The following is a 24,768-nucleotide window of genomic DNA, read 5'->3' as shown; positions in this document are numbered from 1 at the left end:
GCGGGCTCCCCGCCCCCCGCGGGAGCGCGGACGGGGCGGATGCGGCGCTTCGAAAGGGCCGCGGAAGATGGCAGGATGAGTACGATTCGCGTCGAACCCCAGGGGAGTCATGTCCTACCCACCCACCGGCCCGCAGCAACCCGACCGGCCCGAGCCGGCCGGCGGCTGGGGCGTTCCCCCGGCGTCCGGCTACGGCTCCGGGGCGCCGGCCCCGCAGCAGCACGGCGACGGGAGCCAGCAGGGCCAATACGGTCAGCAGGGTCAGTACGGCCAATACGGCCAGCAGGGTCAGTACGGCCAGTACGGTCAATACGGCCAATACGGCGCCCCGTCCGGCCCCGAGCCCGGCCTGCCGCAGGCACAGGTCGGCATCATCCCGCTGCGCCCGCTGCGCCTGGGCGACCTCTACGAGGGGGCGTTCAGGGCGATCCGGACGAACCCGGTGGTCATGTTCGTGCTCTCGGGAATCGTCGTGACCGTGCTCGCGGTTCTCACCTACCTCGTCAGCGCCGGCCCGCTCGCCGAGCTCGCGGCGTGGACGCCGAGCGACCCCGAGACCCTCACGCAGGAGGATCTCGATCAGATGACCTCGACCCTCGGGTCGCTCGCCGTGACCACCGGCATCACCTCGCTCCTCTCACTCGTGGTGACGACGCTGCTCACCGGCCTGCTCATGCAGACCGTCAGCCAGGCGGTCATCGGGCGCAAGCTCTCCCTCGGTGAGGCCTGGCGCGAGTCGGCCCCGTTGTTCGCCCGGCTGCTCGGTCTCACGCTGCTCGTCACCCTCCTGGTCGTCGCTCCGGTCGGGATCGCGGCGGTCCTCGCCGTCCTCACCTTCGCCGCGGTCGGGCTGACCGCGGGCGCGCTCGTGACGTTCCTGCTCGTCGTGGTGGCGCTCGCGGCGATGCTGTTCCTCGCGACCGTCACGTTGCTCGCCACCCCCGCGCTCATGCTCGAGCGGGCCGGCGTCGGCACCGCGCTGCGGCGCGGCTGGCGGCTCGGGATCCGCTCCTTCTGGCGGATCCTGGGCATCTACCTGCTCACCAGCGTGATCATCGGCGTCGTCTCCGGGATGATCTCCGGGCCGGGCTCGAGCCTGGCCTCGCTCGCCTCCCCCACCGTGGCGATGGTCGTCTCGGTCGCGCTCAGCGCGCTCGTGCAGGCCTTCACCACCCCGTTCCTCGCCTCGGTGGTCGCCCTGCTCTACATCGACCAGCGCATCCGCTACGAGGCCCTGGACGTCGAGCTCGCCGCGGCCGCCCGGCGCTGATCGAGCCGCCCGTGCGCCGACTGCAGCCCCCGCTCCTGCCCGATGCCGACGAGGCCCGGGAGTGGGCCGAACGCGAGCTGAGCAAGGCCGTCTATCACGACGACGGCCGGTCCTGGCTCGAGGTCGCGCTCGAGGCGATCTCCGGCTGGATCCAGAGCCTGGCCGACGCGGCCGGTGGCCTCGGCATCGCGTTCGTGCCGATCCTGTTGCTCGTGGTCATCGCCGCGATCACGCTCGGGGCATTCGTCCTCGGCCGGCCGGGCGGGCACCGGCGACGGCCTGGAGACGCCGCTGCGGCCGTGCTCGAGCACGACGACGAGCGCACCGCCGCGCAGCTGCGCGCCGCCGCCCGCGCCGCCGGCGACCGCGGTGATTCGGCGCTCGCCGTCGTCGAGATGTTCCGCGCCCTCGTGCGCGGCCTGGACGAGCGGGCGATCGGCTCCGACGGCCCGGGGCGCACGGCCCGGGAGGCCGCGGCCGGGGCCGCGGTGCAGCTGCCCGGGCACGCCGAGGAACTCGACCGGGCGGCCCGGTTCTTCGACGCGGTCCGTTACGGCGACGAGGCCGCCGCCCCCGCCGACCTCACCCGTCTCGTCGACCTCGACGACCGCATCCGTCGTACCCGGCCGGCACCGGCAGCACCGACAGAGCAGACTGAGCAGACAGAGCGCACCGGGGTCCTTCGATGACCTCGCGCCCGGCACCGATCACCCGGCTGCCCGATTCCGCCGGCGGCTCCGGGAGGGCCCGGTGGTGGGCGGTGGCGATCGTCGCGGTCGTGCTCCTCGGCGTGGGGATCGCCGCCCAACTCATGTCCCGGCAGCCCTCGACCATCCCCGGCCACCCGGACAACTCGCGTGGGAACGGCGCCATGGCGGTCACCCGGATCCTCGCCGCCCACGGCGTCGACGTGCGGGTCTCGGTGCGCACCGACGCGACGCTCGAGCAGGCGTCCGAGACCATCGCCATCGTCGACCCGGGCCGCCTCACCCCCGAGCAGTTCGAGCGGATCACCGGCCTGGGCACCGACCTCGTGCTCCTCGACGCCGGCGGCCTGGCCGAGGACCCGTCCGCGGCCACGTCGGGGCTCGTGCGCGCGGGGCACGTGGCCGCGGGCACCGTCGCCGCCGACTGCTCCGACCCGGACGCCGTCGCCGCCGGGTCGATCGCGGCCGGCGGACCCGTCTTCACCGGCCCGGACGGGGCGATGGAATGCTTCCCCGTGGCGGACGCGGGCGGCGCCCTCATGGTGCGCTGGAAGCAGGACGGGCGCTCGATCACCGTGATTCCGCGGGAGGTCGCACTCAACCGCTCGCTCGCCGAGGCGGGCAACGCCGCGCTCGCCCTGCGCGTCCTCGGCACCGGCTCGGAGCTCACCTGGATGGTCGCCTCGACCGACGACCCCACGGGCGAGTCCGCGGCGCCCGCCGATCCGCTCACGCTGCTGTGGACGGCCGCGGGGATCCTCGCCCTCGCCCTCGCCTGGTGGCAGATCCCGCGCTTCGGACGGCTCGCCGTCGAACCCCTGCCGGTGACCGTGCCGGCCTCGGAGACGGTCTCCGGTCGCGGCGCCCTGTACCGGCGACACCGGGACGTCCCGCACGCCGCCCGGGCGCTGCGCGCCGGTGCCACGGGCCGGATGGCCGACCGGATCGGGCTCGCCCCGGGCGCGGGGCGGGCGGAGGTGGCCGGCCGGATCGGCGCCCTGACGGGCCGCCCGCCGGCGGCGATCGCGGCGGTCCTCTACGGCCCGCCGCCGACGGATGCGGCAGGATTGAGCACGCTGGCACACGCACTGGACATACTCGAGAGCGAGGTTCATCACCGATGACCAATCCGTACGGAGCCCCGGGGACGGGCGACCTGCCCCGGGAGCCGGGCTTCGCCGTCCCCGAGCAGGGCGGCGCCCCCGCCGCGGCGACCGTCCGCCCGGCGCCCGCCCCCGCCTCACCCGTGCACGCGACGCTGGGACGCATCCGGGGCGAGGTGGCGAAGGCGGTCGTGAGCCAGGACGCCGCCGTGAGCGGCCTCGTCATCGGGCTGCTCTGCCGGGGGCACGTGCTGCTCGAGGGGGTGCCGGGGGTGGCCAAGACCCTCCTCGTGCGCGCCCTCGGCGCCGCGCTCGACCTGGGGATGACGCGGGTGCAGTTCACCCCCGACCTCATGCCCGGCGACGTGACCGGATCGCTCGTCTACGACGCGCACACGGCCGAATTCTCCTTCCGGGAGGGGCCGGTCTTCACCCATCTCATGCTCGCGGACGAGATCAACCGCACCCCGCCGAAGACCCAGGCCTCCCTGCTCGAGGCGATGGAGGAGCGGCAGGTGAGCGTCGACGGCACCCCCCGGCCGCTGCCGGATCCGTTCATGGTCATCGCCACCCAGAACCCGGTGGAGTACGAGGGCACCTATCCGTTGCCCGAGGCCCAGCTCGACCGGTTCCTGCTCAAGCTCACGATGCCGCTGCCCCAGCGGGCCGCGGAGGTCGAGGTGCTCGCCCGACACGCCCACGACTTCGACCCGCGCGACCTCGCCGCGGCGGGGCTGCGGGCGGTCGCCGGCGCCGAGGACCTGGCCGCCGCCCGCGCCGAGGTGTCCCGGGTCGAGGTGGCCCCCGATGTACTCGGCTACGTCGTCGACCTGTGCCGGGCCACCCGCACCTCCCCCTCCCTCTCCCTCGGGGCCTCCCCGCGGGGCGCGACCGCCCTCATGCGCACGGCGCGGGCGTGGGCGTGGCTCTCGGGCCGCGACTTCGTCACCCCGGACGACGTCAAGGCGCTCGCGCAACCCACCCTGCAGCATCGGCTGCAGGTGCGGGCCGAGGCCCTCCTCGAGGGGGTGACCGGCGCCTCCGTGATCGACGGCGTCATCGCCACCGTGCCGGTCCCCCGCTGACGGCGATGATTCTCACCGGCCGCGCGGTGCTGCTCGTGGCGCTGGGGCTCGCGGCCCTCGCGCTCACCGGCCTGCCGGAGTACCTGCTCGCCTGGGGCGTCGCGTGCCTGGCGGTCTTCCTCGTCGACTGGCTGCTCACGCCCGCGCCCTCGAGGCTGGTCGTGCAGCGCGCACCGCTCGGGTCGGTGCGGCTCTCGCAACAGGCACGCACCCGGCTCACCGTGACGAATCCGGGCCGGCGGACCGTGCGCGGCATGCTGCGGGACGCGTGGCAGCCGAGCGCCGGGGCGCGGCCGAACCGGCACGCCCTGCTGCTGCCGCCCGGGGAGTCCGTCCGGCTCACGACCCGGCTGCACCCGACGCGCCGCGGCCATCGCAGCACCGACTGGGTCACGGTGCGGCTCACCGGTCCGCTGCGGCTCACGTCGCGCCAGTTCAGCGCGCCCGTGGCCGGCGTGCTGCGGGTGCTCCCGGAGTTCCGGTCGCGGCGTCACCTGCCCTCCCGGCTCGCGCGGCTGCGGGAGATGGACGGCCGGGCCGCGGTGAATGTGCGCGGCCCCGGCACGGAATTCGACTCGCTGCGCGAATACGTCCAGGGCGACGACGTGCGGGCGATCGACTGGCGCGCCACCGCCCGGCGGCAGGAGCTCGTCGTGCGCACCTGGCGACCCGAACGCGATCGGCGCATCCTCGTGGTGGTCGACACCTCCCGGCTCGCCGCGGCCCGGCTCGGCGGCGAGCCGCGCCTCGACGCCCAGATCGAGGCGGCACTGCTGCTCACCGCCCTGGCCACGAGCGCCGGGGACCGGGTCGACCTGGTCGCGGTGGACGCACAGGTCCGGGCCCGGGCGAGCGAGCACAAGGGGCCCGCGGCCCTGTCGGCGGTGGCCGAGGCGCTCGGCCCGCTCGACGCCCGGCTCGTCGAACCCGACTGGCCGCTCGTGGCGCGGCTCGTCCGCGGCACCCTCTCCCAGCGCGGGCTCGTGGTGGTCCTCACCGCGATCGAGCCCGCCGCGCTGGAGTCCGGCCTGCTCGACGTCGTCGCCGCCCTCGCCGGCACCCATCAGGTGCTCGTCGCCGGGGCCCTCGATCCGGGTGCCACGGCCCTCACCCGCGCCCGCGCCGAGGTCGCCGACCTGTTCACGGCCGCGGCCGCGGAGCAGGCCGGCGCCGAGCGCGCCGAGGTGGCCCGGCTCCTGCGCACGGGCGGCACCCGGGTGCTCGAGTGCGCGCCCGAGGAGCTGGCGCCGGGCGTGGCCGATGCCTACCTCGCCCTCAAGGCGGCCGGCCGGCTCTGAGCGGGCCGCGGCCGGCCTGCTAGTCCGCGTACAGGGTCGTGGCCTCGCGCTCCTCGGCGAGCACGTCCCCGGTCTCCCCCGCCCGGACCGCGGCGCGGCCGAGCACGATGGTGTAGGCCCAGTAGCCGGCGAGGGCGAGGGAGCCGATCGCGATCTTCACCCCGCTCGGCAGGCCGCTGCGCGGCACGAATCCCTCGATCACCCCGCTCACCCCGAGCACCGCCACGAGCCCGATCGCGACCGTGATCAGGGCCCGCCCCTCCTCCGCGAGCGCCTGGGAGCGCGGCCTCGGCCCGGGCCGCACCCACGCCCAGCACAGCTTGAGGCCCGCCGCGCACGCGATGAAGATCGCCGTGAGCTCGAGCTGCCCGTGCGGGAGGATGAGCGCGAAGAAGACGTCGAGCCGATCCGCCTCGGCCATGATCGCCCCGGCCTGGCCCACGGCCGCGGCATTGGCCACGAGGACGTAGGCGGTCATCACCCCGGTGATCCCGTAGGCGATCATCTGCAGGGCGACGAACGCGTTGTTGCTCCAGACCTGCCCGGTGAAGTCGGGGGCCGAGCTGTTCGAGTAGTAGGCGGCGAAGGCCTGCTCGGCGTAGTCCGCCCGGGCCGCGGGCGAGGCGATCGCGTCCAGCGCGCCCGGGGTCAGATGGAGCCACGTGCCGTAGCCGAGGCCGACGAGGACGAAGACGACCATCGCGGCGACGGTCCACCACCGCAGCCGGTAGAACGCCGCCGGCAGCGACACGGCGATGAACCGGGCGATCGGCGTCCAGCCGGGCTCATGGGTGCCCGTGGCCAGGCCCCGGCAGCGCCCCAGGAGCGCCGAGAGCCGGCCGATGAGCGCGGGGCTGGGCGCGCGGGAGCGCACGGCCGACAGGTCGGCGGCGGTCGCCTGGTACAGGGCCGTGAACTCGTCGATCTCGGCGCCGCGCAGTCGGCGCCGACCGGCGAGTTCGGCGAGGCGGCGCCAACGGGGCGATCGCAGCGCGACGAACGCATCGAGATCCACGAGCGCTACCCTGCCACATATGACCGTCCCCCCGGTTCCCACAGCGCCCCCAGTGCCCCCAGCGCCCCCAGCGCCGGCAGCGGCCCCGACCCTCGCGGCCCGCGCGAGCACGCGTGATCCGAACCGGATCGAGTCGGCCGCCGCGGAGGTCGTCACGGGCGAGGCCGTCGTGCTCGACCTGCGCCCGGCGGGCCTGCTGCGGCTGTTCGCGGCGGGTGCGGTCGACTTCCTCGTCTACGGCACGGTCGCCGCGGCGGCGGTGGCCGCGGGCCTGCGCTACCTCGTGACCAACGACGCGCAGGCGACCACCTGGCTCATCGGGATGCTCCTCGTCTGTCTCGTCGGGGTTCCGACGGCCGTGGAGACCCTCACCCGCGGGCGATCGGTCGGCCGGTTCGCGCTCGGCTACGTCATCGTGCGTGAGGACGGCGCGGCCATCCGTTTTCGACAGGCGCTCGTGCGGTCCGTCGTCGCCCTCGTGGAGATCTGGCTCACGCTCGGCACGTTCGCGCTCGTCTCGGCGATCGTCACCTCCCGCCACAAGCGCCTGGGCGACCTGCTCTCCGGCACCTATCCGCTCGAGTCCGACCAGGACCAGGCGTTGCCGGCGCCCGTGCTCATGCCGGCCGAGCTGGTCGAGTGGGCCCGCCGGGCCGACATCTCCCGGCTCCCCGGCTCCCTCGCCTGGCGGGTGCGGGAGTTCCTCGACCGGGCGCGCACCGTGGAGGAGGGCACCCGCACGTCGATCGCGCGGGCGCTCGCGGCCCACGTCGAGCCGCACGTGAGCCCGCCGCCGCCGTGGGGAACCCACCCGGAGCGGTTCCTGGCGGCCGTGCTCGTGGTGCGCCGCGATGCCGAATACCTCGCGGGGCTGCGCGCGCAGCAGCGCCGGCTCGACCTGTTGCCACCGGATCGGCGGGCGCCCTACGGACTCTGAATCCACCCCATCGTCTCACGGGACGATCAGTCAACTTCTCAGAGTGTGAGGTTCGACGCGACCACAGTGTGAGATCTTCGGGAATTGCCGATCTCGAGAATCACGGTCGAGTAACGATTCCGGCGGCCATGTCCTCGCAGGTCAGGACTACTTTCGTTGAGAGGCTGCCGCCCGATCCGGTCGATATTCCCGATTCTCGGGTGGAGTTCACGCGGAAAGTTCGCCAGGGTTGGAAAGTTCGTTTTCAGGCGCACCCCAGTTCGAGTCGTGCTCGGGCCGTAGGTCGAGTGCACATGGCCGGCTGCGGTCGAGCCCGTCCGCGGCCGTCGAGTTGCCCAGGGTCATCAGGAGGATTATGACGGCCATTACCGTCAAGAACGCGTACAAGTTCTTCGGCAGAAGAAGCACGGAGGCGATCGAACAGCTCCGTGGCGGTGCCGATGCGGCCGATGTCAAGAGTCTCGGGACCGCGGCGGTGATCGACGCGAGCTTCACCGTGGAGCCGGGCGAGATCTTCGTCGTCATGGGCCTGTCCGGCTCGGGCAAGTCCACGCTCATCCGGATGCTCAACGGACTCCTGCCCCCGACCGCCGGAGAGATCTACGTCGGCGACGAGGAGATCGGATCCGTGGACCCGGCCGAACTGCGCCGCATCCGTCAGAGCCGCATCTCGATGGTCTTCCAGCACTTCGCGCTGCTGCCCCACCGCACCGTGCTCGACAACGCCGCCTACGCGCTGCGCATTCAGGGCGTCGGCAGGGCCGAGCGCGAGGAACGCGCCCGCTCGGCACTCGAGATGGTCGACATGGTCGGGTGGGACAACCACGTGCCGGCCCAGCTCTCCGGCGGCATGCGCCAACGGGTCGGCCTGGCCCGGGCACTCGCCGCCGACACCGACATCCTCCTCATGGACGAGGCGTTCTCCGCCCTCGACCCACTCATCCGGCGGGAGATGCAGGATCAGCTGATCGAGCTCCAGCAGAGCCTCGGCAAGACGATCGTGTTCATCACCCACGACCTGAACGAGGCGATGCGCCTGGGCGACCGGATCGCCGTCATGCGCTCCGGCCGGATCGTGCAGATCGACACCGGTGAGCAGATCCTGGCACATCCGGCCAACGACTACGTCGCGAAGTTCATCGCCGACGTCGACCCGCGCACGGTCTTCCAGGCGCGCTCGCTCATGGCCAAGCCGTCCGTGACCGTCACCGTCGGGCAGGGCCCGCGCCAGACCCTCCGCGAGATCCGCGACGAGCAGGTGCCGGCAGCGTTCGTCGTCGACCGCGACCGCCGCTACGTCGGCACCGTCACGGACACCGCCGCCTTCAACGCCCAGCAGGCCGGGGCCACGACCCTGCACGATGCGGTCGAGGCCGCACCGAGCGTCCACGAGGACACCCTGCTCGCGGAACTGCTCAATGTCGCCGCCTCCGACTCCCACGTTCCCGTGCCCGTCGTCAACGATTCCGGCCGGCTCGTCGGGGTGATCCCCCGGGTGAGCATCTGGGAAGCGATGACCCCCTACGACGAGGAGGCGAACGTATGAGCTTCGGCGACTTCATGCAGGGCAACTGGTGGCGGATGCCGCTGAACGTCTGGACCGAGGCGGTGGTCGAGTGGCTGACACTCAACCTGCGCGGCTTCTTCGGCCTCGTCAAGACCGTCGCACAGGGGCTGTACGACGGACTGCACTGGGTCCTCGACGCCCCGCCGTTCGTCATCGTGGCGCTCGTGCTCACCGCGATCGCGTTCGCCGCCAGCGGGTGGAAGCTCGCGCTCGGCACGGCCATCAGCCTGACGGTCATCGATCTCGTGGGCCAATGGGACAACGCGATGGAATCCCTCGCGCTCACCCTGCTCGCGAGCATCATCGCCCTGTTGATCGGCTTCCCACTCGGCATCCTCGCCGCGAAGAGTCAGCGCTTCTCGGCCTTCATCCGTCCGGTGCTCGACTTCCTGCAGACGATGCCCGCGTTCGTCTACCTCATCCCGGTCGTCGTCATCTTCTACGCCGGCGCCGTCTCCGGCCTCGTCGCCACCGTCATCTTCGCGCTCGCACCCGCGGTCCGGTTCACCGAACTCGGCATCCGCCAGGTCGACTCCGAAGTGACCGAGGCGGGGCACGCCTTCGGCGCGCCACCACGGCAGATCCTGCGCCAGATCGAGATCCCGCTGGCCATGCCCACGATCATGGCCGGCGTCAACCAGGTGATCATGCTCGCCCTGTCCATGGTCGTCATCGCCGGCATGGTCGGCGCGGGCGGCCTGGGAAGCGACGTCTACCAGGCGCTCACCCGCGTGCAGGTCGGACTCGGCTTCGAGGCTGGCCTCGGCGTCGTCCTCCTGGCCATCTTCCTCGACCGCGTGACGGCGTCATTGTCCAAACGCACCCCCGTGGCGCGCGCCCTGCGCGCCACCGAATGACCGGCCCCGCGCTCGGTCCACGACAGCTGTACCGATCCCGGATCGGGACTATTGGAAAGGAAATCATGCGTAGAAAGCTTGGCTTCGGCCTCATCGCAGCCACCTCCGCCTTCGCCCTCGCGGCGTGCGGGAGCGCCAGCGGCGGCTCCACGGAGACCGACGACCCCACCGACGGCACCGCCGCGGCCGGAGGCTCCGGCGACATCAACACCGACCCGATCCAGATCGGCGTTCCCGCCGGCTGGGACGAGGGCGTGGCCGTCTCGGCCCTGTGGGCCGCCATCCTCGAGGACAAGGGCTACACCGTCGAGTTGGCGGACGCGGAGATCGGCCTGATCTTCGCCGACCTCGCCAGCGACGAGAGCTACGACCTCCTCTTCGACGGCTGGCTGCCGCAGACCCACAAGGAGTACATCGACAAGTACGGAGCCGACCTCGACGACCTCGGTGTCTGGTACGACAACGCCGCGCTCAGCGTCGCAGTGAACAACGACGCCCCGATCACCTCGCTCGCCGAGCTCGCCGACAACGCGGACGCCTTCAACAACCGCATCGTCGGGATCGACCCGGGCGCCGGCCTGACCCAGGCGATGGAGAACGAGGTCATCCCGACCTACGGCCTGGAGGACATGGACTTCGTCACCTCCTCCACCGCCTCGATGCTCGCCGAGCTCAAGGGCGCCATGCAGGCCGGTGACAACATCGTCGTGACCCTGTGGCACCCGCACTGGGCCTACAGCGCGTACGACATCCGCGACCTGGAGGACCCCGAGGGCACCCTCGGCACCGCCGAGGAGATCCACACCTTCGCTCGCAAGACGTTCGCGGACGACTACCCGCAGGTCGCCGAGTGGATCAGCAACTTCACCTTCGCCGACGAGGATCTCGCGAGCCTCGAGAACGACATCGTCGAGGCCGGTGACCCCCAGGCCGGGGTTCAGCAGTGGCTCGAAGACAACCCGGACTTCCCGGCAAGCGTCACCCCCGCAAGCGAGTGACCGACTAGTCCGAATCGATCAGGTCGATCAGACGACAGCGGCGCCCGGCTCAGGCCGGGCGCCGCTGTCGTCTGCGGCTGTCAGCCCTCGATGAGTCGGGTGATCCCGTCGCGCACCTTGACCATGATGTCCTCGTCCTCCGCCTCGACGTTGAGGCGCAGGAGCGGCTCGGTGTTCGAGCGGCGCACGTTGAACCACCAGCGCGGCGAGGACTCCCAGTGGGAGTAGGTCACGCCGTCGAACTCCTCGACGCGCACGCGCCCGGAATCGATGTCGTCGGCATAGGCCGCACGGATCCGGCCGAGCGCGGCGTCCGGGTCGTCGATGCGGTGGTTGAGCTCCCCGCTCGCGTGATAGGGCGTGTACATCGCCCCCAGGTCCGACAGGGCGAGGTCCTCGCGGCCGAGCACGCTGAGCACGTGCATCGCCGCGAGCATTCCCGAATCGGCGTAGAAGAAGTCGCGGAAGTAGAAGTGGGCGCTGTGCTCGCCGCCGAAGACGGCGTTGTGACGCGCCATCTCCGCCTTGATGAACGAGTGGCCCACCCGGGTGCGCACGGTCTGGGCGCCCGCCGCCCCGAGCAGGTCGGGGACCGCGCGGGAGGTGATGAGGTTGTGTATGACCGTGGCCGGCCGGCCGGCGTCGAGCTCCTTCTGCGCCTCCCGCAGCCCCACCATCGCGGTGAGCGCCGAGGGGTCGACCGCGACGCCGCGTTCGTCGATGACGAAGCAGCGGTCCGCGTCGCCGTCGAAGGCGAGGCCGATGTCCGCCCCCTCTGCGATGACCGCGGCCTGGAGGTCGACGAGGTTCGCCGGGTCGAGCGGATTGGCCTCGTGGTTGGGGAAGGTGCCGTCCAGGTCGAAGAACATCCGCACGAGCTCGAGGCCGAGGTCGGCCAGGCCCGCATCGACGTCGAGCACCGCGCCCGCCGTGAGCCCGGCCATGCCGTTGCCGGCGTCGATGACCACCTTGAGCGGCCGGATGCCCTCGAGCGGAACGAGGTCGCGCAGATAGCGGGCATAGGAGGCGAGCAGGTCCCGCTCGCTCACCCGCCCGGGCGTCTGCGCGACCGGGAGCGAGTCCGGATCGGCGAGGTAGGCGGCCGCGGCCGCCTGGACGTCGGCCAGGCCGGTGTCCTGCCCCACGGGCCGGGCCCCGGCATGGCAGAGCTTGATCCCGTTGTAGCGTGCCGGATTATGGCTCGCGGTGAACATGGCCCCGGGCAGGTCGAGCACCCCGGAGGCGTGGTAGAGGCCGTCGGTCGAGCACAGCCCGATCATCACGGCGTCCCAGCCGGCCTCGGTCACCCCGCGGGCGAACGCGGCGGCGAGGGCGGGGGAACTGGGGCGCATGTCGTGGCCGATGACGACCGCACCGCCCCGGGTGGCCCGGGTGAAGGCGGCGCCGAGCGCGCGCGCGACGTCCTCGTCCCATTGATCGGGCACGAGCCCGCGGATGTCGTAGGCCTTGACGATGGCATCGAGATCGGACACGGTGCCCGATCCTACCGGTCCCTCAGTCGCCCTCGCCGCGGATGACGCTCAGGTGACCGCGGCGGCCGACCTCGGGGGCGGGCGGGGCGTGGGTCACGGGTGCCGGGGCACCGACGCGACGGGTCGCGGGCCGGGGCGTGGGTGCGGGGGCCCGGGAGGCCTCGCGGACGGCGTCGGCGAGGGCGAGCAGGTCGTCCGAGCTCGGCGGCGCCGGTTCGAACTCTCCGGCGAGGCGCACGACGTCCCAGCCGCGCGGCACGGTGAGCCGCTCGGCGTGGTCGGTGCACAGGTCGTACGTGTGCGGTTCGGCGTGCGTGGCCAGCGGCCCGAGCACCGCGGTCGAATCCGAGTACACGTACGTGAGCGTGGCAACGGCGGCCGACGAGCAGGTGGCTCGTGTGCACTGGCGCATGGATCTCACGCCTCCACGGTACCCGGTGCGCGGCGCCGGCCGTGCTGCCACGCCGGAGGCCGGGCCGACGGGGTGCGGGCCGACGGGAGTGCGTAGGGTGGTGGCGTGAACGACGAGCGCTCCCTCTCCCCGGTCGTGCTGCCCTCGCGGCGGGCCGGCCGGCGCCGCGACCGGCACGGCCGCGGCCTGCGCGGCCCGCTCGTGCCGCCGACGGTGCCGGGATACCGCACCCGCACGGATCGGTTCGACGACGCGGTGGCGGCCGCGGTCGCGCGCATGGACGCGCTCGTGGGGAACCGGCTCTCGGGGGTGGAGTTCGCGGTCGAGGACGTGCCGCCGTCGAATCCGGCCCCGTGGGAGCACGATGCGGTCGCCCTGGGCCGGTACTTCCCGGCCGATATCGGCCTCGCGCACAGGATCGTCCTCTACCGGCGCCCGCTGCTCGGCCGGGTCGTCGGCGAGCCCGAGATGCACGAGCTCATCCAACGGGTGCTCACGGAGCAGGTGGCCCACCTCCTGGGCCGCGCCCCGGAGGACATCGACCCGGACTACTGAGGTCGTCCCGGCCGGCGCGGTCAGCCGATCCGCACGGTCAGCCGATCCGCAGGTCGACGGCGACCTCGGCCGCGCCCGCGATCCCCGCGGTCGCGGGGAGCACGGTGAGCAGGCGGCCGTCGGTCACGTCGGCCGTCACGACCGTCGTGGCGAGCACGGGCTCCGTGGCCTCGATCCGCCACGCGAGCACCGCCTTCTCCGGCGTGGGCACGGCGGCCGTCGAGGCCGGCGGCACCGTGAGCTCGAACGGGTCACCCGCCCGGCCACCGGCGAGGATCGGGGTGAGGGTGACCCGCGCGGCCCGCTCGCCGGGATTGAGCACGTGGGTCTCGTTCGTCTCCGCGCCGACGGCCAGCAGGGCCGAGGTCGACGGAACGCCCGCCGCGAGCCAGGCGATGTCCACGGGCGCGACGTCCGGATCGGCGGTCTCGTCGACCCCCGCCCGGCCCGGCCTGGAGAGTTCGAGGGCGCCGGTGATCGGCACGTCGCTGCGCAGGCGCACCCCGTTACTGCCGGCGTACCGGGCCGCCAGCGGGATCTGGGTCACGCTTCCCGCCTCGACCACGAGGTCCTGGGCGCCGGCCACCTCGGCCTCCCCGTCCTCGCCGAGGGCCGTGATGTCCACGGTCGCCGGAGTCGGATTCGGGTTGACGATCCGCACGCTCGCCGCCGCGTCCGCGGACTCCCCCGGGTCATCACGGTCATCGGAGTCGTCAAGGTCATCGGGGTCGGCGTAGCCGGGCAGCGGGGCGGGACCGAGGAGGATCTCGGTCGCCGGCGCCGCGGCCGACGTCACGAAGTCGAGGCCCACGGGGGTGAGTCCGTCGAGGCGGGAGTCCTGGATCGCCGCGGTGATCCGGCCGCCCTCCGACTCCAGGTGGATCGCGATCCGGTCGGCGAGCCAGACCGCCTCGAGCAGCACCGTGCGACTCGAGGCGGGGGCGAGCAGGACGGGTGCGATGTCGGGGGCGGGCCCGGTGCCCGACCAACCGGTCAGGTGGACGCGGGCCGGGGTGTCCCCGGAGTTCGTGATCGTCAGCTGGGCGCTGCTCGAGACGGCCGTGCCTGCGCCGACGAGCCAGATCGAGCTCGAGGGCACGGCGCAGGACGCACTCGCGAGGCCGCGCAGGTCGCCGGAGTCGGCGCGGGCGAGCGTGCGTGCGGTCACGAGCGGTGCGCGCCCCCGGATCGCACCGGCGCGGAGCAGCGCCGGACCGGTGACCTCATCGAGGCCGGCGCTCGCACCGGTGAGCGGCGCCGGGTCCTCGGCGCCGAGGAGGTCGAGGGTCGCCGCGGGGTCACCGAGGACGACGGCGCTCACGTCGGTGCTCACCCCGGCGGGCCCGGGGCCGAGCTCGGCGTCGTAGTCGATGTCGTCGCCGGTGGCGGTCGTGGGCAACCGCGGAGGTCCGGGGCAGACGAGGTCGGTGGTGCCGGCGCCGACGGCCACGGGCGCCGGCACAACACCTTCGGCCCCGTCCGCGGGCAACACGATCCCCAGCGCGAACGCGCCGGCAGCGAGGGCGAGAGCGCCCACCGCCCCCGCGGCGGTCGAGGCGATGCGCCGGCCGACCTCGGGCGCGGTGTCGCGACCGGGCCGGTCCGGAGTCTCGTCGGTCATCGGTCGCTCTCCCGTCGGCGTCGGCGCGTGGGCAGGGCGAGCAGCGTCGTCAGTCCGAACACGATGAGCAGGCTCAGGTGCCAGACCCTGGTGCCCGCGGGCTCGTAGCGGACGATGAGGCGGCCCGCCTCGCCGTCCGGGATCTCGAAGGCCTGCTGCCAGTCGCGCTGGACGGCGCGCAGCCGCTGCCCGTCGAACCAGGCCCGCCAGCCGGGGTCGGCGCGTTCGGCCAGGACCACCGTGCGGTCGCTCCCGGCGCCGATGTCGCCCGCCGCGATGACGGCTCCCGCGGGCACGACCGTGGCCGTTCCAGCGGCGTCGGTCACGACGACCCGGGCCGCCGGGTCCGGCCCGCCGACGCGCCAGAACGCGCCCGTCTCGTTCTCGGTGATCCGCTCGAGCCCCGCGACCGAGTCGAGCGCGGCGAGCAGCTCCGTACGTGCGGACGCCGCCGCCGGGCCGGCCGTGGCCGCTGTGTCGGCCGGGTCGGCTGTGTCAGCTGTGTCGGCTGGGCCCGGGGGCACGAGCACGATGGCGATGGCGTGGGTGGCGAGACGGGCGGCGGCGTCCTCCGCGGCCCCGACCGACAGCTCCCCCACGAGCTCGCGCAGGCCGGTCGGCGAGTCCGCGGTCGATCCACCGGACGCACCGGATGCACGCTCGCGGACCCGCAGGACGGTGGCCCGGTCGCTCACCTGCGGCCCGTCCCCGCGCCAGAGCTCGGCGACGATCCCGCCCGTGCCGGCGGTCAGGGCGAGCACCCGGGCCCGGTCCGGGCCGCCGGCCAGATCGCGCGCGAGGGCCGGAATCTGCTCCCCCTGCGCGGTTCCCGGCACCCGGTCGAGGCCGGCCGCCGCGTGCCAGCCGGTGGCCGTCGCCCCGGCGCCGCCGAGGCCGATCGCGAGCGTCGTCGTGGCCGCGAGCACGTGGCGTGGGCCGAAGGAGCGACCCCGCAGTCCGCCGGTGAGTCCGTGCAACCCCGTGGTCGCGGCGAGGAGCAGCCCGGCGGTCATGATCGACACGCCCGATACGGCCGGCAGGTCCGGCAGACCCGATGCCCCGGCCCCGCCCCGGTCGAGGCCGGCGGCACCCGCGACGGCGGTCGCGGCGAGCCCGGCCGCGGCCAGCAGCCATCCGAGCCGGGCCGGGACCGCCGCGGCGGGGCGCATGAGGCCGAGGACCGCGGCGAGCAGGATCGCCGCCCCCGCCGCCGAGCCGGCCACGAGAATCCAGGTCGCCTCCGGCACCGCGCCCGGCCAGCCGAGCAGCACGGCCCAGGGGGGCCCGGGCGTCATCTTGAGCACGCCGGCGCCGGTCCCCGTTCCCGGGGCCGCGACGAGGCTGGGCCACTGGGCCGGCAACGACGCGAGCACGGGCGCGAACAGCACGAGGGCGGGCAGCGCGACGAGCACGAGGCGCGCGCGCCGGCGCACGACGAGCGCGAGGGCCACGAGCACGAGCAGCGCGATCGGAAGCACGACCGGCGCAGCGGCGGCCGTGATCGCCAGCAGCAGGCCCGCGCCGGCGGCGGCCCCGAGCGAGCCGCGGCCGCTCATGCGCGAGGTCGCCCCGGAGCGCGCGTCGACGAGCCCGGAGCGGATGACGTCCTGCCGGTCGTAGCCGAAGGCCCGGGCGACGGCGAGGGCGAGGAGCGGGAGGGTGATGTGGCAGACGAGCGCGGCCAGGTCGGCCCCGGCGAACGCGACGATCGCCGCCGGCCCGAGGGCCCACACGATCGCCGCCCATGCGCGCACGGCCAGGCTGCGGGTGGCGGCCCCGGCGGCAAACCACGCGGAGATCGCGGCGAGCGGCAGGCTCGCCACCACGACGATCCCCAGGCCGGTGGCACTCGGCACCCCGAGCGGACCGCCGGTGACCACGACGAGCAGGGCGAGGACCGCCCAGAAGGGGTCGGGGGGGCCGGGATGCCCGTCGCCGGCGGCGATCCACGGGGAGAACGCCGACCGGAGGAGCTCGCCGGCGGAGCCGTCGACGCCCGCGACCGGTTCCACCCCGGCGAGGACCCCGGCCGCGGCCGCGCCGAGGACGACGACCGCCAGGACCAGGCGGCGGCGCCGGCTCAGGGCGGCCCGCTCGCGCATCTCGAGCTCGCTCGGGGCGTGGGCCCGGCGGCGCTCGGTCATCCGGGTGAGGATCCGGTCCCGGTGTTCCCGCACCACCTCCCGGCGGGCGGCGTACAGGCCGCGCAGGGTGCGGCGGGGCACGGTTCGGCTCGAGCGGGCCCGGCGGCGGGCACGCCAGATCGCGCGGGGCCGCAGCGCGACCGCCAGCGCGGCGGTCAGTTCGCCCGTGGCCAGGCCCACCTCATTCGTGGCCACGCGCCACAGCACCCGCACCGGGGCCATGACGACCATGATCGCGAACCAGAGGAGCATGCCGGGTGCCGACGCCCCGGTGAGTCGGGCATGGAGGATCGCCTCCCGACGGCGACGGACGCTGCGTCTGCCGTCGGGGTGCTCGGAGCGCAGGTCGCGCAGGTCGGCGCGGTGATGGCGCACGATCGCGCTCGGGACGACGACGACGCGGGCACCGGCGAGCCGGGCCCGCCGGGACAGGTCGATCCCGTCGCCATAGGGTCCGAGCACGGGATCGGGTCCGCCGAGCAGGTCCCACATCTCCCGGGTGAGGAGCATCCCGGCCGTCTCGACGGCGTAGACGTCGTCGATGCCGTCGTATTGCCCCTGATCGATCTCGCCGGCGTCGATCCCGCCGAGGCGGCGCCCGCCGGCGGTCATGCGCACCCCGACGCTCAGGAGCCGGTCGGGGTGATCGGCCTGCACGTGCTTGCAGCCGGCGACGGCCACGGTACGGGTGTTCGCCGTGGCCCGCAGCAGCTGGGCCAGCGCCGCCGGCTCGGGCGGGCTGTCGTCGTGCAGGAGCCACAGCCAGTCGGTCCGCGCGCCCGGGTCGAGTCCCGCCCGGACCGCGTCGCCGAGGTTGCGGGCCTGTGGGGCGCGCACGGAGCGCACGGTCGGCCCGGCCGCCGCCGCGGCCTCGACGAGTGGGCCGAGATCGAGTCCGGCCGCCGAGACGTCGACGACGATCAGCTCGTCCGGATGCCGGTCCTGGCGCCCGAGCGCCTCGAGGGTCTGCGGCAGGTACGTCAGGTCGGTCGCCGCGACGATCGCGGTGACGTGGCGAGGATCAGACTGCACGCCGCTTGAGCTTGCGTCGCTCGCGCTCCGACATTCCCCCCCAGATACCGAACCGTTCGTCGTTGGCCAACGCGTACTCGAGGCATTCGGCCCGCACCTCGCACGAGGCGCACACGCGCTTGGCCTCCCGGGTCGAGCCGCCCTTCTCGGGGAAGAACGCCTCCGGATCGGTCTGCGCGCACAGCGCGCGTTCCTGCCACCCCAGCACCCCCTCGTCGTCTCCCCCGAGGTGCGCCAGCAGCGGCGGTGCCGCCGGCACGGGCTCGGGCAGGCTCAGGTCGAGGGGACCGTCTCCCAGGATGTTCCACATATCAGTTCCCCCGTCGTAGGTGTGGGCGGGACTGGCTCACGCTCCGAATTACCTGTCTAGTCCTAAATTACACGCGTGTCATCCTCATCCGTCAAGCCCATGACGTGATAGAGGCGTTCGGGGCCGCGCGGACCGCCCTAGGCTGGGGCCATGATCACGTCGCTCGCCGGCCTCGCACCGCTTCTCGCCCCCGTGACCGAGCCCCGGCTCACATGGTACGGCCCGGGCGGCGAACGGGTCGACCTGAGCGGGCGGGTGCTGGCGAACTGGTTCGTCAAGGCCGCCAATCTGTGCGCGCAGGAACTCGACCTCGGCCCCGGCGATCGACTCGGCCTCGACCTGCCCGCCCACTGGCGGTCCCTCGTCTGGGCGGCCGGGGCGTGGATCTGCGGCGCCGAGGTCGTCCCGCTCGGCAGCGACGAGTCGGGCGCGGCCGATGCGTCCCTGGCGGCCGTCGTCACGGCGACCCCGCCCGCGACGGCCGGCGACGGCCCCACGTGCGTCGTCATCGCCCTTCCCGCGTTCGCCCTGCGCCTGGACGACGCCCCCGGCCCGGGCGCGATCGACGGCGTCGCGGAGCTCACCTCGCAGCCCGATCAGCTGCTCCTGCCCGCGGGCGGCTCGGCGCGGGAGTCGGCGCTGCCGGGGCGGACCCAGGCCGACGTGCTCGCCGGCGACGATCCACGCCTCGAGGGCGTCCGTCCGGGTGAGCGGGCGCTGCTCGTCGGCGCAGACGGCGACGCCGCTCGACTGCCGACCCTGCCGACCCTGCCGCCTCTGCTCGCGCTGCTCACGGTGGCGCCGCCGCTGTGGGCACGCGGCGCCTCGATCGTGCTCGCGGGCGATCCCGGCGCCGACCTCGACCGGATCGCCGCCGCCGAGGGTGTCACGACGACGCTTCGTTAGGGGACGTCGGCCTGCACCACGCTCGCCCGTCCGCCGGCGCCCGCCACGGTGACGGGCCCGTCGTCGGCGGCGAGGAACACGGCCTCGCCCCGCTCGAGCCGGCGACACCGGCCGCCGGCGTGCACCTGTGCGGCCCCCTCGATCGCCAGCAGGATCCGCGGGCCCTTGCCGGGCACGGACACCGGCTCACCGGTGACGTCGATCACGGAGAGTTCGAAGTCGTCGACCGGGGCGTAGTAGGTGCGCACGTGCGGCCCGAACTCCTCGGCGGCGAGCCGGATCGGGGGCGCGGCGGTGTAGTCGACGATCGCGAGCATCTCCTCGAGGTCGACGTTCTTGCCCGTGAGCCCGGCCCGCAGCACGTTGTCGGAATTGGCCATGATCTCCAGGCCGAGGCCGCCGAGGTAGGCGTGCACGCTGCCCGCGGGCACGAACATCACCTCGCCGGGCTTGAGCGTGACCGGGTTGAGCAGCAGGGCCGCCACGACGCCCGGGTCGCCGGGGAAGTGCTCCCCGAGCCGGACCACGGTCGCATCCGAGCGTTGCGAGGGCGAACTGCCGCGGGCGAGCCGGTCGGCGCAGTCGGCCACGACCTGCCCCACGTCCGCGGCCGAGAACTCGGTGAGCACCATGCGGAAGGCGAGCCGGGCGCCGTCCCTGGGCGGGAGATGGCGGAGCATCCGCACGATCTCTCGGGCGAGCGGGCTGCTCAGCCCCGCGAACATCTCCGCCGCGCGGCGCGGTGCCCGGAATCCGCTCACCGCCTCGAAGGTGCTGAGCGCGTACACGAGCTCGGGCTTGTGGTTCGCGTCCACGTAGTCCTGCGGCCCGCCCGGCAGACCGGCGCGCCGATGGCCGTCGCGGGCCTGCGCGAGGTTCGGGTGCACCTGGAGGGAGAGGGGCGACTCGGGGGCGATGAGCTTGAGCAGGTAGGGCAGCTCGGTGCCGAAGCGGGCGGTCACGTCGCTGCCGAGGATCCGGTGCGGATCGGCGGCGATGTGGCTGCGCAGATCGCCCCGGGCCGGCTTGCCCCGTGAATCGTCCGAGTCGTCGGGATCGTCGGAGTCGTCGGAGCGCAACGGCGAGGGGGCCGAGGGGTGGGCCCCGAACCACAGTTCGGCGGTCGTGGCCGCCGTCGCCGCCCGGCCGACGAACTCCGGGATCCGGTCCGGCGAACCCCAGGCGTACGCACGGACGACGCCCGCGAGCCCGTGCATTCGTGTCGCCTCCGCCGAGCTCGCGCCCGTCACAGGATCGTGCCGAGCTTGTTGTCGGACATGCTCAGCGCCGAACCGATCGCCATGTGCATGTCGAGGTACTGGTAGGTACCCAGCCGCCCCCCGAAGAGCACGCCCGACTCCCCCTTCGTCAGCTCGCGGTAGGCGAGCAGCTGCTGCCGGTCGCGGGCCGTGTTGACCGGGTAGTACGGCTCGTCGCCGGGGCCGGCGAAGCGGGAGAACTCGCGCATGATGACCGTGCGGTCGTCCGGGTAGTCGCGTTCGGGGTGGAAGTGTCGGAACTCGTGGATGCGGGTGTAGGGGACGTCCTCGTCGCCGTAGTTCATGACCGAGGTGCCCTGGAAGTCGCCGACGTCGAGCACCTCCTCCTCGAAGTCGAGGGTGCGCCAGCTGAGCGCGCCCTCGCTGTGGCCGAAGTACTCGTCCAACGGGCCGGTGTAGACGACCGGCACCTGGCCCACGAGCGCCCGCTTGTGCAGCGGCTGGCCCTCGTCGAAGAAGTCGACGTCGAGGCGCACCTCGATGTTCGGGTGGTCGGCCATCCGTTCGAGCCAGGCCGTGTACCCGTCGACCGGAAGCCCCTCGTGGGTATCGGAGAAGTAGCGGTTGTTGTACGTGTAGCGCACGGGCAGGCGGGCGATGACGCTCGCGGGCAGCTCGGTCGGGTCGGTCTGCCACTGCTTGAGGGTGTAGCCGCGGATGAACGCCTCGTACAGGGGCCGCCCGATGAGGGAGATCCCCTTCTCCTCGAGGTTGCTCACCTCGTGGCCCGCCACCTCGGCCGCCTGGGCGGCGACGAGCGCGCGGGCCGCATCCGGCCCGTGGGCGGAGCGGAAGTACTGGTTGATCGTGCCGAGGTTGATCGGCATGGGGAACACCTCGCCCCCGACCGTCGTGTACACCCGGTGCTGGTAGGAGGTGAAGGCGGTGAAGCGGGTGACGTAGTCCCACACCCGTTCGTTCGAGGTGTGGAACAGGTGCGCGCCGTAGCGGTGCACCTCGATGCCGGTGCTCTCCTCGAACTCGGTGTAGGCGTTGCCGCCGATGTGGCTCCGCCGGTCGAGCACGAGCACCCGCAGGCCCAGCTCGGTGGCGGCCCGTTCGGCGATCGTCAGGCCGAAGAATCCCGATCCGACGACGACGAGGTCGACGTTCATTGCGTGGCCCTCCTGGTGGCGACGAATCGTTGATACCCCCACGCGCGGAGCCGGCCGGGGACGAGCCGGTAGGCGGCCCGGGTGCCCAGGTTACGCACGAACTGGGTCCGGGTGGTCAACCCGAGGGAGTGGGCGCGGCGCTGGAAGCGCCAATCGGACCGCATCGCGACCCACCCGCCGCGGCGGTCGAACAACTCGGCTCCGGCCCGGTAGCCCACGAGCGCCTCGGGCAGGTTCCCGACGGCGGACCCGGCCATGATCATCCGCACGAACAGCCAGTAGTCCTCCATGAACGGCAGGTCCTCGTATCCGCCCGCGGCGAGGACAGCCGAGCGCCGGAACACGACGCTCGGGTGGTTGAACGGGTTGTGGAAGGCCGCGTAGTCCCGGATCCGGGCGGTCGTGGCCGGTCGGGTGCGGACCGTGACGCGGCCCGCCCCCGGGCCGTCGGGGGCCCCGTCGAGCCACGCGCGCAGTTGCTCCTCGTCGTCGAACTGGGCCACGGCGCTGCCGAGCAGGTCGAGGCCGGCCATCGCCGGGATCTGCCGGGCGAACCGCTCGGGCAGGCAGATGTCGTCGGCGTCGGCGCGGGCGACGAGCTCGTGGGAGCAGCGGGCCAGACCCTCCTGCAGGGCCCCGGCGAGCCGGAGGTTCTGCGGCAGCGGCACGTACGTCACGGGCACGCTCGAGCCGGCCCGCAGTTCGTCGATCGCCGTCTCGAGGGCGGCGCCGACGGGGCCGTCGCGCACGAGCACGACCTCGTCCGGGGCGAGGGTCTGCTCGGCCGTGATCGAGGCGAAGGCGCGCCGCAGCCAGTCCGGCCGATCCCCGGCGTACACGGGCAGCAGCACGGAGAACTTCTCGGTCATCGCCCGGCCTCGACGCGGGCGACGGCGCTGGACACCTCGCCCTGGCCCGCGAGTACCCGGGTGGTCGGGGCCGGCCGGCGGAGCAGGCCGTGGCGCAGACCCCGCCAGGCGTGTCCGAGGAGGGTCCGCCGATCGCCCGAGCGGCGGATCGTGCCGGCCCAGCCCGCGGCCGCCGATCCGAGGTAGACGAGCCGCTCCCACCAGCGGAACGAGCCGGAGGCGAGGTAGACCCACAGCTTGTTGCGCACGTCGTAGTAGAACCGGGGCCCCGGATCGGTCTGCCAGGAGGCGAAGGCGACCGTGCGGTGTTCCACGATCGAGTCGTGCACCTGGATGCCGCGGCCCTGGCGGAGCAGCCGCCCGGAGTACTCGGTGTCGTCGCCCCAGATGAAGTAGTCGGCGTACGGCAGCCCGGCTCGGCGGCAATGGTCGGCGCTCAGCAGGATGGCGACGAAGGAGGCGGTCCGGATCGGGTGCGAGTCGACGGCGGCCGCGTCCCCCCGCTCGACGGCGTTCGAGCCCATCCGCACCCGGGAGCGGTTCATCGGATGGATGCGCCCGTCGGTCCAGACCGCGGTCGAGCTGAGCACGGCCAGGTCGCGGGGGTGGGCGTCGGCCGCGTCGATGAGCGCGCCGTGCGCGCCGGGGCGCGGGATCGTGTCGTCGTCCATGAGCCAGATCCAGTCCGGGTCGTGGTGCTCGAGCGCCCAGGCGAGCCCGGCGCTGAACCCGCCCGCTCCCCCGAGGTTCGTCTGCAGTGTGTGCACGTCGGCGCCGATCGGGTGGGCGCGGGCGACGTCGCCGGAGCCGTCGGTCGAGGCGTTGTCGATGACGACGATCGCTTCGAGGGGGCGGGTCTGGGCGGCGAGTCCGTCGAGGCAGGCCGCGAGCAGCTCCGCCCGGTTGTAGGTCACCACGACCGCGACCGTACTCATGCACCCACCCCGTCTCGGGCGAGCACGGGCCGTTCGGGTGGCAGGTGCTCGCGGATACGCACGTTCTTGCCGGTCTCGACGTACCAGGCGACCATCTCGTCGATGCCCGCCGCGATCGGGCGCGGCTGGGAGTATCCGTGCTCGCGCATCCGGTCCCCGGAGAACCTCGTCTCGGTGCCGGCGACCTTCGCGATCCGGTCGGAGGTGATGGGCAGATTCCGGCCCGTCCGCGCCGCGATCCAGTCCAGGGGCCGGGCGCAGGCGATCGCCGGGGCGAGCGGGAGACGCAGCCGGGGCACGCGTCGTCCCAACGCCCGGTAGACACGGGTGATGATCGCCCGGGAGGTGAGGTCGGGGGCGTCGACGCAGTTGTAGACCTCGGGGTCCACCTGCGGCTCGGCGCTCCAGAAGTGGAGGATCGCGGCCACGATGTTCTCCACGTACACCATCGACTTGCGGTTGGCCCCGGGGCCGACCGAGACGAACCGGCGGCGGGCGATCTGGTCGATCATCCGGTACATGTTCGCCGTGTTGCCCGGGCCGAACACGACCGCCGGGCGCACGATGAGCACGCGCCGCTCGCCCGAGCGCTGCCAGTCGCGGTAGACCGCCTCGGCGGCGAGCTTCGTGCGGCCGTAGGCGTTCGTCGGCGCGGGCGCGGTCTCCTCGGTGGGCGTGCTCGGCTGCTCGCCGTAGACCGCGACCGAGGAGTAGAAGCACAGGTTGTCCACCCCCGCGGCGGTCATCGCCCGGGTGACCGCTCCCGCCCCGTCGACGTTGACCGAGGTGAAGGTCGCCTCGGTCAGCCCGAAGTCGTGGTGGGCGGCGGCCAGGTTGAGCACCGCACGGGCGCCGGTGAGCGCGGAGGTGAGGGTGGCCTCGTCGCGGATGTCGCCCCGCAGGTCGACCACCGCGTCCGGCAGCGGCCGCTGCGGCGGGTACAGGTCGTAGTTGACGACGTCGAATCCGGCGCCGATGAGGGCCGGGATGATGTGCGAGCCGATGAACCCGGATCCACCGAGGACCACGATCCGCTCACCGCCGGTAAGGACGGGGCCGGAAAGTACGGGCATGCCTGTGCCTCCTGTGCTGGGCGTGATCGGGTCAGTCTAACGACGGGCCGCCGTGCCCCCTCCCGGCCGGGCTGTGACCGGCGCCACCCGGATGGCGGGCGCGCACAACTCCTTCACCGATTGCCCGCCGGATCAGCCCCACGCCCTCCCCCTCACCGCGCCGGGACGCGCCGGATTGCCCGTATT

23 protein-coding genes are annotated in these 24,768 nt (G+C 73.5%); 11 read left to right on the top strand and 12 right to left on the bottom strand.

Going from position 1 to position 24,768, the window contains the following annotated elements:
• Window positions 1-109 precede the first annotated feature (109 nt).
• The 5 genes from GCG21_RS02390 to GCG21_RS02370 are packed head-to-tail and all read left to right on the top strand — an operon-like array spanning window position 110 to window position 5,463.
• Entirely contained in the window at window positions 110-1,270 is a 1,161-nt protein-coding gene (locus GCG21_RS02390) for a hypothetical protein (RefSeq protein ID WP_152817623.1), read from the top strand.
• 11 nt (window positions 1,271-1,281) lie between these two features.
• Entirely contained in the window at window positions 1,282-1,959 is a 678-nt protein-coding gene (locus GCG21_RS02385; RefSeq protein WP_152817622.1) for a DUF4129 domain-containing protein, read from the top strand.
• Window positions 1,956-3,101 (top strand): DUF4350 domain-containing protein, encoded by a 1,146-nt coding sequence (locus GCG21_RS02380; RefSeq protein WP_152817621.1) that lies wholly within the window; start codon window positions 1,956-1,958, stop codon window positions 3,099-3,101. Before GCG21_RS02385 ends, GCG21_RS02380 begins: the two co-directional genes overlap by 4 nt.
• Entirely contained in the window at window positions 3,098-4,165 is a 1,068-nt protein-coding gene (locus GCG21_RS02375; protein ID WP_152817620.1) for a MoxR family ATPase, read from the top strand. Before GCG21_RS02380 ends, GCG21_RS02375 begins: the two co-directional genes overlap by 4 nt.
• Before the next feature lie 5 nt (window positions 4,166-4,170).
• Window positions 4,171-5,463: a DUF58 domain-containing protein gene (locus tag GCG21_RS02370; RefSeq protein ID WP_152817619.1), complete on the top strand. Its 1,293-nt coding sequence runs from the start codon at window positions 4,171-4,173 to the stop codon at window positions 5,461-5,463.
• A gap of 19 nt (window positions 5,464-5,482) precedes the next feature.
• On the opposite strand, the gene GCG21_RS02365 is transcribed toward GCG21_RS02370, so the two are convergent.
• Entirely contained in the window at window positions 5,483-6,478 is a 996-nt protein-coding gene (locus GCG21_RS02365) for a stage II sporulation protein M (protein WP_153877531.1), read from the bottom strand.
• 52 nt (window positions 6,479-6,530) lie between these two features.
• Between GCG21_RS02365 and GCG21_RS02360 the strand changes: the two genes are divergently transcribed.
• The gene (locus GCG21_RS02360) at window positions 6,531-7,415 is read left to right on the top strand and encodes an RDD family protein (RefSeq protein ID WP_194164890.1); all 885 of its coding nucleotides are present in this window, start codon (window positions 6,531-6,533) and stop codon (window positions 7,413-7,415) included.
• A gap of 207 nt (window positions 7,416-7,622) precedes the next feature.
• Here the strand turns inward: GCG21_RS02360 and GCG21_RS16065 are convergent, their stop codons facing one another.
• The gene (locus GCG21_RS16065; protein ID WP_153877529.1) at window positions 7,623-7,760 is read right to left on the bottom strand and encodes a hypothetical protein; all 138 of its coding nucleotides are present in this window, start codon (window positions 7,758-7,760) and stop codon (window positions 7,623-7,625) included.
• 10 nt (window positions 7,761-7,770) lie between these two features.
• On the opposite strand from GCG21_RS16065, the gene GCG21_RS02355 reads away from it, so the two are divergent.
• The 3 genes from GCG21_RS02355 (at window position 7,771) to GCG21_RS02345 (ending at window position 10,837) form a co-directional block, all read left to right on the top strand.
• Window positions 7,771-8,961 carry a glycine betaine/L-proline ABC transporter ATP-binding protein gene (locus GCG21_RS02355; RefSeq protein WP_152817617.1) on the top strand — a complete coding sequence of 397 codons (1,191 nt, stop codon included), beginning with the start codon at window positions 7,771-7,773 and terminating at the stop codon, window positions 8,959-8,961.
• Entirely contained in the window at window positions 8,958-9,839 is an 882-nt protein-coding gene (locus GCG21_RS02350; protein WP_227992892.1) for a proline/glycine betaine ABC transporter permease, read from the top strand. Before GCG21_RS02355 ends, GCG21_RS02350 begins: the two co-directional genes overlap by 4 nt.
• 65 nt (window positions 9,840-9,904) lie before the next feature.
• Window positions 9,905-10,837 (top strand): glycine betaine ABC transporter substrate-binding protein, encoded by a 933-nt coding sequence (locus GCG21_RS02345; protein WP_152817616.1) that lies wholly within the window; start codon window positions 9,905-9,907, stop codon window positions 10,835-10,837.
• Between the two features lie 80 nt (window positions 10,838-10,917).
• On the opposite strand, the gene GCG21_RS02340 is transcribed toward GCG21_RS02345, so the two are convergent.
• Together GCG21_RS02340 and GCG21_RS02335 are read right to left on the bottom strand one after the other, a co-directional pair.
• Window positions 10,918-12,330, bottom strand: a complete 1,413-nt coding sequence (locus GCG21_RS02340; RefSeq protein ID WP_153877526.1) for a phosphomannomutase/phosphoglucomutase — start codon at window positions 12,328-12,330, stop codon at window positions 10,918-10,920.
• A 22-nt stretch (window positions 12,331-12,352) separates the two neighbouring features.
• A complete protein-coding gene (locus tag GCG21_RS02335; protein WP_153877525.1) occupies window positions 12,353-12,751 on the bottom strand; it encodes a DUF3499 domain-containing protein in 399 nt (132 codons plus the stop codon).
• Window positions 12,752-12,847: 96 nt separating this feature from the next.
• On the opposite strand from GCG21_RS02335, the gene GCG21_RS02330 reads away from it, so the two are divergent.
• On the top strand, window positions 12,848-13,297 hold the full coding sequence (locus GCG21_RS02330) for a metallopeptidase family protein (RefSeq protein WP_228760115.1): 450 nt from the start codon (window positions 12,848-12,850) through the stop codon (window positions 13,295-13,297).
• A gap of 37 nt (window positions 13,298-13,334) precedes the next feature.
• Here GCG21_RS02330 and GCG21_RS02325 read toward each other — a convergent pair whose 3' ends face one another.
• Genes GCG21_RS02325 through GCG21_RS02315 form a run of 3 tightly spaced genes read right to left on the bottom strand, consistent with a single transcriptional unit; the run spans window position 13,335 to window position 18,404 of the window.
• Window positions 13,335-14,918 (bottom strand): DUF5719 family protein, encoded by a 1,584-nt coding sequence (locus GCG21_RS02325; protein WP_152817615.1) that lies wholly within the window; start codon window positions 14,916-14,918, stop codon window positions 13,335-13,337.
• Entirely contained in the window at window positions 14,915-18,094 is a 3,180-nt protein-coding gene (locus GCG21_RS02320) for a glycosyltransferase family 2 protein (RefSeq protein ID WP_152817614.1), read from the bottom strand. Before GCG21_RS02320 ends, GCG21_RS02325 begins: the two co-directional genes overlap by 4 nt.
• Window positions 18,084-18,404, bottom strand: coding sequence for a WhiB family transcriptional regulator (locus GCG21_RS02315; protein ID WP_152817613.1), 321 nt, complete (start codon window positions 18,402-18,404; stop codon window positions 18,084-18,086). Before GCG21_RS02315 ends, GCG21_RS02320 begins: the two co-directional genes overlap by 11 nt.
• A 150-nt stretch (window positions 18,405-18,554) precedes the next feature.
• Between GCG21_RS02315 and GCG21_RS02310 the strand changes: the two genes are divergently transcribed.
• Window positions 18,555-19,310, top strand: coding sequence for a TIGR03089 family protein (locus GCG21_RS02310; RefSeq protein ID WP_152817612.1), 756 nt, complete (start codon window positions 18,555-18,557; stop codon window positions 19,308-19,310).
• On the opposite strand, the gene manA is transcribed toward GCG21_RS02310, so the two are convergent.
• Genes manA through GCG21_RS02290 form a run of 5 tightly spaced genes read right to left on the bottom strand, consistent with a single transcriptional unit; the run spans window position 19,307 to window position 24,582 of the window.
• Entirely contained in the window at window positions 19,307-20,527 is a 1,221-nt protein-coding gene (manA, locus tag GCG21_RS02305) for a mannose-6-phosphate isomerase, class I (protein WP_152817611.1), read from the bottom strand. The two genes, GCG21_RS02310 and manA, sit on opposite strands and share 4 nt — an antisense overlap.
• A 29-nt stretch (window positions 20,528-20,556) precedes the next feature.
• The gene (gene glf / locus GCG21_RS02300) at window positions 20,557-21,705 is read right to left on the bottom strand and encodes a UDP-galactopyranose mutase (protein ID WP_152817610.1); all 1,149 of its coding nucleotides are present in this window, start codon (window positions 21,703-21,705) and stop codon (window positions 20,557-20,559) included.
• Window positions 21,702-22,574 carry a glycosyltransferase gene (locus GCG21_RS16530; protein ID WP_227992886.1) on the bottom strand — a complete coding sequence of 291 codons (873 nt, stop codon included), beginning with the start codon at window positions 22,572-22,574 and terminating at the stop codon, window positions 21,702-21,704. Before GCG21_RS16530 ends, glf begins: the two co-directional genes overlap by 4 nt.
• On the bottom strand, window positions 22,571-23,509 hold the full coding sequence (locus tag GCG21_RS16525; RefSeq protein WP_227992883.1) for a glycosyltransferase family 2 protein: 939 nt from the start codon (window positions 23,507-23,509) through the stop codon (window positions 22,571-22,573). Before GCG21_RS16525 ends, GCG21_RS16530 begins: the two co-directional genes overlap by 4 nt.
• Window positions 23,506-24,582 (bottom strand): NAD(P)-dependent oxidoreductase, encoded by a 1,077-nt coding sequence (locus GCG21_RS02290; RefSeq protein ID WP_152817609.1) that lies wholly within the window; start codon window positions 24,580-24,582, stop codon window positions 23,506-23,508. The genes GCG21_RS16525 and GCG21_RS02290 overlap by 4 nt, the downstream gene beginning before the upstream one ends.
• Window positions 24,583-24,768: the final 186 nt, after the last annotated feature.

This window comes from Pseudactinotalea sp. HY160 (genome assembly GCF_009372055.1).
Classification (GTDB): Bacteria; Actinomycetota; Actinomycetes; order Actinomycetales; family Beutenbergiaceae; genus HY158.
Note: the sequence above shows the minus strand (reverse complement) of the source record. Positions and strands in the feature narration are given on the sequence as shown.